Source organism: Flavobacterium anhuiense (assembly GCF_004151235.1).
Taxonomy (GTDB): domain Bacteria; phylum Bacteroidota; class Bacteroidia; order Flavobacteriales; family Flavobacteriaceae; genus Flavobacterium; species Flavobacterium anhuiense_A.
The window spans coordinates 39,543-50,345 of record NZ_JUIV01000003.1; the positions used below are offsets into that span (position 1 = coordinate 39,543).

Annotated in this window: 7 protein-coding genes; 2 read left to right on the forward strand and 5 right to left on the reverse strand. The window is 33.4% G+C overall.

What is annotated here, in order from left to right; all coding sequences use genetic code 11:
* Window positions 1-42: 42 nt before the first annotated feature.
* From NU08_RS05725 to NU08_RS05735, 3 genes are all read right to left on the reverse strand, one after another.
* The gene (locus NU08_RS05725; protein WP_129746253.1) at window positions 43-2,814 is read right to left on the reverse strand and encodes a bifunctional aconitate hydratase 2/2-methylisocitrate dehydratase; all 2,772 of its coding nucleotides are present in this window, start codon (window positions 2,812-2,814) and stop codon (window positions 43-45) included.
* Window positions 2,815-3,202: 388 nt separating this feature from the next.
* Entirely contained in the window at window positions 3,203-4,156 is a 954-nt protein-coding gene (locus NU08_RS05730; RefSeq protein ID WP_091135614.1) for an AAA family ATPase, read from the reverse strand.
* 78 nt (window positions 4,157-4,234) lie between these two features.
* Window positions 4,235-5,665 carry a peptidylprolyl isomerase gene (locus NU08_RS05735; protein ID WP_129746254.1) on the reverse strand — a complete coding sequence of 477 codons (1,431 nt, stop codon included), beginning with the start codon at window positions 5,663-5,665 and terminating at the stop codon, window positions 4,235-4,237.
* Between the two features lie 491 nt (window positions 5,666-6,156).
* On the opposite strand from NU08_RS05735, the gene NU08_RS05740 reads away from it, so the two are divergent.
* Window positions 6,157-7,599 (forward strand): alpha-amylase, encoded by a 1,443-nt coding sequence (locus NU08_RS05740; RefSeq protein WP_129746255.1) that lies wholly within the window; start codon window positions 6,157-6,159, stop codon window positions 7,597-7,599.
* A 148-nt stretch (window positions 7,600-7,747) separates the two neighbouring features.
* Entirely contained in the window at window positions 7,748-9,340 is a 1,593-nt protein-coding gene (locus NU08_RS05745; RefSeq protein WP_129746256.1) for a peptide chain release factor 3, read from the forward strand.
* An 88-nt stretch (window positions 9,341-9,428) separates the two neighbouring features.
* On the opposite strand, the gene NU08_RS05750 is transcribed toward NU08_RS05745, so the two are convergent.
* Both NU08_RS05750 and NU08_RS05755 read right to left on the reverse strand, forming a co-directional pair.
* Window positions 9,429-10,160: a hypothetical protein gene (locus NU08_RS05750; protein ID WP_129746257.1), complete on the reverse strand. Its 732-nt coding sequence runs from the start codon at window positions 10,158-10,160 to the stop codon at window positions 9,429-9,431.
* Window positions 10,161-10,483: 323 nt separating this feature from the next.
* The gene (locus NU08_RS05755; RefSeq protein WP_012024017.1) at window positions 10,484-10,795 is read right to left on the reverse strand and encodes a DUF3467 domain-containing protein; all 312 of its coding nucleotides are present in this window, start codon (window positions 10,793-10,795) and stop codon (window positions 10,484-10,486) included.
* Between the last annotated feature and the right edge of the window lie 8 nt (window positions 10,796-10,803).

Below are 10,803 nucleotides of genomic sequence, written 5' to 3' on the forward strand. Positions count from 1 at the left end.
TTACGACTCGGGCTTTTAAAATATTATTAAATAATCTTTTGATTACATAACTAATTGTTTATTAGAAGGAGCAAACTTCGTTAAGTTGATTCCGTCTACTGCTGCAGTGTATTCTTCCATTGTTGGAGTTCTACCTAAAATTGTAGAAAGAACAACAACTGGAGTAGAAGAAAGCAATGATTCTCCTTTTTTTCCTTCTTTATCTTCTACAACTCTTCCTTGGAATAAACGAGTAGATGTTGCCATAACCGTATCTCCTTTAGCTGCTTTTTCTTGATTACCCATACAAAGGTTACATCCTGGACGCTCTAAGTACAACATGTTTTCGTATTCTGTACGAGCTGCCGATTTTGGAGCATTATCGTCAAATTCGAAACCTGAATATCTTTGTAAAACTTCCCAGTCACCTTCAGCTTTCAATTCATCAACGATGTTGTAAGTTGGAGGAGCAACTACAAGAGGAGCGTTGAATTCAACTTTTCCATTTTGCGCCTCAACGTTTTTCAACATTTGAGCCAATATTTTCATATCTCCTTTGTGAACCATACAAGAACCAATAAATCCAAGATCTACTTTTTTCTCTCCACCATAGAAAGATAATGGTCTAATAGTATCGTGAGTATAACGTTTAGAAACGTCTTTATTATTAACGTCTGGGTCAGCGATCATTGGCTCAGCAATTTGATCCAAATCAACTACAACTTCAGCATAATATTTAGCATTTGCATCTGGAGTTAAGGCTGGTTTTTCACCAGATTTAATTTCTGCAATTCTCTTATCAGCTTTGTTGATTAAACCTTGAAGAACTTGTCTATCGTTGTCCATTCCTTTATCGATCATGATTTGGATTCTGCCTTTAGCAATTTCCAATGATTCGATCAAAGTATCATCTTCTGAAATACAGATAGAAGCTTTAGCTTTCATCTCCGCAGTCCAGTCTGTAAATGTAAACGCTTGGTCAGCAGTAAGAGTTCCGATGTGAACCTCAATAATTCTACCTTGGAATACATTCTCACCGTTGAATTTCTTAAGCATTTGAGCTTGTGTAGCATGAACCACATCACGGAAATCCATGTATTCTTTCATATCTCCTACGAAAGTCACTTTTACAGATTCTGGAATTGGCATAGAAGCTTCTCCAGTTGCTAATGCAAGAGCAACAGTTCCTGAATCAGCACCAAAAGCAACACCTTTAGACATTCTTGTATGAGAGTCACCACCAATAATGATTGCCCATTCGTCAATCGTAATATCGTTAAGTACTTTGTGGATTACGTCAGTCATTGAGTGGTAAACACCTTTAGGATCACGAGCAGTGATTAAACCAAAGTTGTTCATGAACTTCATTAATTTAGGAATATTTGCCTGAGCTTTTTTATCCCATACAGAAGCAGTATGACAACCAGATTGGTAAGCACCATCAACAATTGGAGAAATAACTGTAGCAGCCATAGACTCTAGCTCTTGAGCAGTCATAAGACCTGTAGTATCTTGAGAACCTACAATGTTTACTTCTACACGAACATCAGATCCAGCGTGCAATACTTTTCCTGGAGCAATACCAACAGCATTTTTGTTGAAGATTTTTTCAACTGCTGTTAAACCTTGTCCTTCATTAGAAATTTCTTTAGATGGAGCAAATACAGCAGGAGCTTCGATATCTAAAACTTTAGCCGCAAAAGTTTGTAATTTTTTACCAAATACAATTGCATATGATCCTCCAGCTCTAATGAACTCTTTTTTCTGAGGAGTAAATGATCTTGAAATATCAATTAATTCCTGATCACCATTGTACAGCTTTTTTGTTTTTGTATTAATAGTAAGAACAGTTCCTGTAGCAACAGAATATGCTTGCTCAAGAATTGGCTCATTATTTTCGTTTAATACAGGTTTTCCGTCTGAGTCAAGCTTTTTAACCCAGTTTTTAAGATCAATTCCGATTCCTCCAGTTACATCTACTGTAGTAAGGAAAATTGGAGAAATACCGTTTGTTCCTCCAACAATTGGAGCGATGTTTACGAATGGAACATATGGACTAGCTTGTTTTCCTGTCCAAAGCGCTACATTGTTTACACCTGACATACGTGAAGAACCAACTCCCATTGTTCCTTTTTCAGCAATTAACATCACGCTTGCATCTGGATGCTTAGCCTGTAAAGCTTGAATTTCTTCTTGCGCTTGAGGCGTAATCATACATTTTCCGTGAAGTTCACGGTCTGAACGTGAGTGAGCTTGGTTTCCTGGAGATAATAAATCTGTTGAAATATCACCTTCTCCAGCGATATAAGTAACAACCTTAATTTCTTCATCAACTTCAGGAAGTTTAGTGAAGAATTCAGCTTGCGCATAACTTTCAATAATTTCTTTAGCAAACGCATTACCAGCTTTGAAAGCTTCTTTCAAACGATCTGTGTCGGCATCGTAAAGGAAAACTTGAGTTTTAAGAACATCTGAAGCCTGTTTAGCAATTGCAGCATCGTTTCCTAAAGCCAAATCTAATAACACTTCAATTGAAGGCCCACCCTTCATGTGTGATAATAATTCAAAAGCAAAAGCAGGTGTGATCTCTTTAACTACAGATTGACCTAAAATAATTTCTTTTAAAAACTTTGCTTTTTCACCTGCAGCACTTGTAGTACCTGGTAAAGTATTGTAAATAAAAAACTTAAGAGAATCTTCGCGGTATGCGTTATCAACATCTTTAATTTGGGCAATGATTTCGCTTAATAATTCAGCTCCATCGATTGGTTTAGGGTGTAACCCTTGATTTTTTCTTTCTTCAATTTCTTGAAGGTAATCCTGATAAATACTCATAATAAAAGCGGATTTATTTTTTTGAGGCAAATTTAAGCATTAAACCCGATAATTAAAAAAAATATAATAGAACAAGCCTTTTCAAAAATTATTATTGCTAAAAAACGATTTTCACTGCTTGTTTTTACCAAAAAATCAATTTTAAATTAAAATAATGAATTATTAATATTTAAAGATCTTTTCTTTAACAAAGTCGAAATTCGATGTTATAAAGTAAGTAAGTTTTTACCTCTGTTTTCACTAAGAATCTTTCTAAATAAACAATTATAACGTTATAGTTGATCTTTTTGACGTCGTTTGAACGTCATCGATCGATTTTAAATTCTAGACAAAAACAAAAAATCCCGACAATAACTTATCGGGATTTAGTAAATATATTTTACAGAAATTACATTAGTTTTTTAATGATTGCTTCTTCTGTAATTCCTTCTGCATCGGCCTTGTAATTTTTGATAATTCTATGACGAAGAATTCCTGTTGCCACTGCTTGAACATCTTCAATATCTGGTGAAAATTTTCCATTGAAAGCAGCGTGTGCTTTTGCTGCTAGAATCAAATTCTGCGAAGCTCTTGGTCCTGCTCCCCAGTCCAAATAATTCTTTACAAAATCATTGGTCAAAGAATTGTCTGGACGAGTTTTGCTTACCAGAGTTACTGCATATTCTATAACGTTGTCTGCGACTGGAATTCTGCGTATTAAATGCTGAAAATCGATGATTTCCTGCGCATTAAACAACGGATTAATTTCTGTTTTGACATCAGAAGTTGTTCGCTTTACTACTTGAACTTCTTCTTCAAAAGTTGGGTATTCTAATTTAATAGCAAACATAAAACGGTCTAACTGAGCTTCTGGCAAAGGATAAGTTCCTTCTTGCTCAATTGGGTTTTGCGTTGCCAAAACAAAATAAGGCAAATCTAACTTGTGATGCTGACCAGCAATAGTTACTGATCTCTCTTGCATTGCTTCTAATAATGCTGCTTGAGTTTTTGGCGGTGTTCTATTGATCTCATCAGCCAAAATAATATTAGAAAAAATTGGGCCTTTAATGAATTTGAAGTTTCTATTTTCATCCAAAATCTCACTTCCTAAAATATCAGAAGGCATCAAATCTGGCGTAAACTGAATTCTTTTAAAATCTAGCCCTAAAGCCTGAGACAAAGTATTTATCATTAAAGTTTTTGCTAAACCAGGAACTCCAATTAAAAGCGCGTGCCCTCCAGAAAATATACAAAGTAAAATTTGATCTACAACGGCGTCCTGCCCTACAATGATTTTCGCTATTTCTTTTTTTAATTCATTTCTTTTTTGAACTAAATTGTGAATTGCTGTTACGTCAGACATTTATGAATGTATTTAAAATTAAAAAGAGTTAATTCTATGAAATCATAAAACTAACTCTTTTTATTTATTTATTAAAACTTATTTTTTTAACCAGTTATTCGCAAAAGTACAGTCTTTATACTCTCCAATAATTTTGATGTAAGTATCTTTAATTTTAGTATCAAACCATTTTGCAATTGCATTGATCTGCTTTTCTTTAAGTGCTAATTCTTTAATTTTAGTATAATCTTTAGCGTAATCAGCAGTGTGCTCATCAATTCTATTTGTAACGGTAATTAACTTATATGTTTTTTTACCTTTATCATCTGTGTTTAAAAGTGGCTGAGAAACTTCATCTCCTTTTAAATTTGAAACTTGGCTATATAATTGCGGATCCATTTTTGTCAACTCAAATCTAGTGTCTTGAGTTGTTGGGTTTACTAATGTTCCTCCGTTTGCTCTAGTTTCTTTTTCATCCGATTCGGTTCTTGCCGCTTCGGCGAAAGTTATCTCTTTATTGATAATTTTATTTCTAATATTGGTAATTCTTTCTTTCGCTTCTTTTAAGGCAGCTTCTGAAACTGTTGGAGCAATCAAAATATGACGAAGTTCAACTTCTTGTCCTTTAATTTTTTCTACCATTATAATATGAAAACCAAAAGTTGTCTCAAATGGCTGTGAAATTTCTCCTGCCTGAAGACTAAAAGCTACATCTTTAAACTCTTTCACAAATGGAGTTTTTCTTGTCATTTTGTAATACCCTCCATTTGGCGAAGATCCAGGGTCTTGAGAGTATAAAACGGCTTTTGTAGCAAAACTAGAACCTTCAAGAACATCTTGTCTAATAGAATTTAACCTATCGATTACTTTTTGTTTGTCTTCTTTAGAAATTTTAGGCTCCACAACAATTTGTGCTACTTCCATTTCAGCCCCAAAAGTTGGCAATTCATCTTTTGGAATTTTCTTAAAGAAATTACGAACTTCCTCTGGAGTAATCTCAACATCTTTAATGATTTTATCTCTCATTTCAGAAGCCAATTTCTGCTCCTTTAAGATATCAGCAAAATAGGTTTTAAATTCTTCTACAGAGCTTTTCTTATAGTATTCAACTACTTTATTAATGTCACCTACTTGCTGTGTCATATAATTAAGACGCTCTTCCATCATGCTTCTAACTTCGGCATCACTCACAATAATACTATCCTGAATGGCTTGGTGAGCATATAATTTGTCTTCTAAAAGTTTACCAAGCATTTGGCATCTTGTAATATCTTTTATAGATCCGCCTTGAGCAGTAATTTCTAAAAATCCTTTATCAATATCAGAATCTAAAACAATATAATCTCCTACCGTCGCAATAATTCCATCGATTTTCAATTTTCCACCAGAAGGAGTTTCGACTGGTTTCTGAGCAACAACATCAGGAATAACTTCTTGCGCCTTGATAATTGGAGTTAAAAAAAGAAAAAAACAAATTGTTAGTGCAAACTTGAAATCAATTGTTTTTAGCTGTAATTTTTTTAATAACATTATTTTAATTTTTATTTGAATGTAAAGCCTGTTTTAGATAATCCTTCTAAAATTACATATGTTCAACTTAAACATAAATAATTAAAGTATAGTTCTTTCGTAACTTATAACGAACAAAAATAACAATTCAATTACATAATCCAACTATCCGATATACTATTAACAAAAAATTATAGGATAGTTCTATAACAGTATTCCAAATTGGTTATTTCAATTTTCTTAATGCAACAAAAGGCGCCATTATAAATCGTTCCATAATTTGAATTTTAAGAGCAAATAAATGCTTAATTATAAAGGCTCTAAAAAAAAGTTCTCAACACTACAACGTTTTCGTAAAGAGCTATTTTCTTATAAATTAAAATTAAATCAAAAAAAAATTACTTTAGATGCGTATTTATCATTTTAAAGTATTAAAAAATGAAAATATCTGCTTTTTTAAAGCTTGATTTTGACAATTACAAAACTCACTATTTAACTTAACCACATCTATTATGAAAAAACCTATTTTAAAATTATGCGTTATTACGGCATTTACTGGACTGCTATTTTCGTGTTCGCAGAACGAAATGAGTGAAACTGATTCAAAAGCTGAAAGCCAAAATTTCAAAATTATTGATGTTACGCATCATGACGGAAAACCTTTTAGCACAGGAATTTCCAGTTCTTCTTCAACAGGAAAATATGTTGACAATCCAGGTGGAGGTGTTATGATGCAAGCTTTCTACTGGGACGTTCCTTCTGGGGGAACTTGGTGGAATACCGTAAGCAGCAAAGTAACCGCATGGGGTAACGCTGGAATTGGCTCTATTTGGCTTCCGCCTGCTTCAAAAGCACAAAACGGAGCTTTTTCTATGGGATATGATCCAACAGATTACTTTGATTTTGGAGATTACAATCAGAACGGAAGCATTGAAACCAGATTTGGATCAAAAACTGAATTAGTAAATTTAATTACGGCTGCTCACAACGAAAATATCAAAGTTTACGCAGATATCGTAATCAACCATAACAGTGGCGGACAATCTGAGGCAAATCCTTTTACAGGAACAAATACGTGGACTAATTTTACAGGTGTTGCTTCGGGCAAATTTCCTCGTAACTATAATGATTTTTATAAAAACAGCTACGGAAATAATGACGAAGGATCTTTTGGAGGATTTCCAGATTTATGCCATGCTGCGCCAAATGTGCAAAACTGGCTGTGGCTGCGAACTGACGGAGTTGGTAAATATTATAAAAACACTATGAAATTTGATGGTTGGAGATTTGACTATGTAAAAGGTTTTGGTGCTTGGGTTGTTAATTCATGGAATGCCAATATTGGTGGATTTTCTGTTGGAGAATTATGGGATTCGAATGTAAATGTATTAAACGATTGGGCAAATGCTGCCAATAGTTCTGTATTTGACTTTGCTTGTTACTACAAAATGAATGATGCTTTTGATGGAAACAATCTTGCTCTTTTGAATGATGATATGATGTGGAAACGTAATCCGTACAAAGCGGTAACTTTTGTAACCAATCATGATACTGATGAAATTTGGAGCAAAATGTTAGCTTACTCATATATATTAACTCATGAAGGTTATCCAACAATTTTCTATAGAGATTATGAAGAATGGCTGGACAAAAACAAACTGAATAACCTGATTTGGATTCACAATAATAAAGCAACGGGAACAACTTCTATCTTATATTCTGACAATGACGAATATGTGGCAAGAAGAAATGGTTACAACGGAAATCCTGGATTGGTAGTTTACATTAACAACTCAGACGTTTGGCAAGAAAGATGGATTCAAACGAATTGGGCGAATACTCAAATTAAAGATTTTACAGGTAACTCAACTTGGTATCCAACAACTCAAGCAGACAAATGGGTAAAAATACAATGTCCTCCAAAAGGATATTCAATTTGGTCAATTAATCAGTAATTTTAAAAATGACTATTTAAGGCTGTTGCAAAACAGCCTTATTTTTTTCTTCAAAATCCATTTAGGAATAAAGACTTCCAAATTTACGAACTGAATATTTTTATAAAGCCGTATTTAATAGTACTTTTGCAACCTATTTATACGAAATATGAGCTTTTTAAAAGAAATACAACGCAGAAGAACATTTGGAATTATCTCGCACCCTGATGCCGGTAAAACAACTTTAACTGAAAAATTACTGTTGTTTGGAGGTGCTATTCAGGAAGCTGGAGCGGTAAAAAATAACAAAATTAAAAAAGGAGCAACGAGTGACTTTATGGAAATCGAGCGTCAGAGAGGTATCTCGGTTTCGACTTCTGTGCTTGCTTTTAATTATAAAGATAAAAAAATCAATATCCTTGATACTCCCGGACACAAGGATTTTGCAGAAGACACCTTTAGAACTTTAACCGCTGTTGATAGTGTAATTGTTGTAATTGACGTTGCAAAAGGGGTTGAGGAGCAAACAGAAAAACTGGTTGCTGTTTGTAGAATGCGTAACATTCCAATGATTGTTTTCATCAATAAATTAGACCGTGAAGGTAAAGATGCTTTCGATCTAATGGATGAGGTTGAACAAAAATTAGGATTAAAAGTCACACCGTTAAGTTTCCCTATCGGAATGGGTTATGATTTCCAGGGAATCTACAACTTATGGGAAGAAAACATTAACCTTTTCAGTGGAGACAGCCGTAAAAACATTGAAGAAACCATTGCTTTTTCTGATGTTCAAAACAATCCAGAACTAGATAAAATTATAGGAGAAAAAGCGGCTAATAAACTTCGTGAAGAATTAGAACTGATTGATGAAGTTTATCCAAAATTTGAGCGCCAAGATTATTTAGATGGAAAAATTCAACCAGTATTCTTTGGTTCTGCTTTGAATAACTTCGGAGTTCGTGAACTATTAGACTGTTTCATTACAATCGCTCCTTCTCCAAGAGCAAAAGATTCTGAAACTCGTACAGTTGAACCTACAGAAGAGAAGATGACTGGATTTGTTTTCAAAATCCACGCTAACATGGATCCAAAACACCGTGACCGTTTAGCGTTCATCAAAATCGTTTCTGGAACTTTCGAAAGAAATAAACCTTACTACCACGTTCGCCAAAAGAAAAATCTAAAATTCTCTAGTCCAAATGCATTTTTTGCTGAGAAAAAAGAAATTGTAGACATTTCGTATCCTGGTGATATTGTGGGCTTACACGATACTGGAAACTTTAAAATTGGAGACACTTTAACAGAAGGAGAAATCATGAGTTTTAAAGGAATTCCGAGTTTCTCTCCAGAGCATTTTAGGTACATCAATAATGCTGATCCAATGAAAGCGAAGCAATTGGAAAAAGGAGTTGATCAGCTAATGGATGAAGGAGTTGCTCAGTTGTTTACTTTAGAAATGAACAATCGTAAAGTTATCGGAACAGTTGGAGCACTTCAGTACGAGGTAATCCAATATCGTTTAGAGCATGAATATGGAGCTAAATGTACTTACGAAAATTTCCCAGTGCATAAAGCTTGCTGGGTAAAACCTGATGATGCTAAAAATGAGGAATTCAAAGAATTTAAGCGTATCAAACAAAAATTCTTGGCTCATGATAAATACGGACAATTAGTATTCTTAGCCGATTCAGATTTCACTATTCAAATGACGCAAAGTAAATATCCAACTGTTAAATTGTACTTTACATCTGAGTTTGATTAATAATTCACTTTAGATTAAAACATAAAAGGCTGTCAATTTATTTAGACAGCCTTTTTCATTTACATTCCCCAATATGTAAATTTGATGATTATCGTGTATAATTAATTCCTAATCCGCCCGCAATATAGATTTTAGTAAGTTCATCAGCTGAAATAATTATATTTTGCTGTAATACATTATCTTTCACTAAACTCATATTAAAAGGAATTGTTTTCGAAAGATAATAATCATTGGCCGTGATTGTGACTTCAAATGCTTTAGAATCCTTCGCAATTAATATCGGAATTAAAAACTCACCTGTTTTTGAACTCATTTTTATATTACTCTTTGAACCATTAATAGAAATAGCTAGATTTTGATATATTTTTTTATCGAAAGGTTTATTTGTTTTGGCATCAAGTAATTTTCCTTTTATAAAAATTGATTGTTCTTCTGTGTTTTGAACATAAGCAACTTTTCCAACTGTATAACCTACTCGCTCTGGAACCCTAATCTCAGTTTCTGCTGTATTTTTTTCTTGTGCGGTTACATTTGATGCTAACAAAATTGACGCCGCCACAGCTGAATATTTTAAGTTATTGATTTTTGATGTTTCATTAAAGCGAAATTCTTCTCCCAACTGAGTTGTTTTTAATCTGGCACAAATCGATTGATCTTTATTTTCAGCAATGAATTTAGCAACTTCAGAATTCGTTTTCTTACTTAAATCGATTACATTTTTCATGCAGGAATTACAAAATGAACCATTTTCATTTGGAATCATTTTATCAAAATTTTCAGAACAAGGACTAGCTATTTCTAAGGTGAATTTCTTTTTCATCATGTATCTTTTTAAGTTAAAGTCTTTCATAGACTATTTACTTATATAGAGTACATTTTGCATCGAAAGGTTGGGAAGAATGGAAAAAAAATTCAGAATAAAAAAAGCGCTAATATTAAATTAGCGCTTTTTTATAATTTGAATTAAATTAACCTTTACTAAGTCATTATATTTCAAAATTCAATCTTTTTTAGGCAACACCAAGTTAATGAAATACTTAGCTAAAGAGAAACTTTGTCGACTAAAGTAAATTAAATCCGATAAAATACATTTTTTATTCATTAGCCATAAAAAAAGCCCCTTTATGCAAGGGGCTTTAAAATTTATGCCTGTCCCGCAGGACCAAAATTAAGCGGAATTGGTGCTTGTTCCGTTTCTTTGATTTCGCCATGAGCGGCCTCAAATCTATGGATGTTTTCACCTATTGCTCTCAATAATCTTTTAGCATGTTGTGGTGTCAAGACAATTCTTGACTTTACCTTGGCTTTAGGAATACCTGGCATAATACTCACAAAATCTAAAACAAACTCAGATGATGAGTGATTAATAATTGCTAGATTAGAATAAATTCCTTCTGCAATAGTTTCGTCTAACTCAATGTTAATTTGCTCTTGTTGTTGTTTCGGATTACTCATAGTTTCCT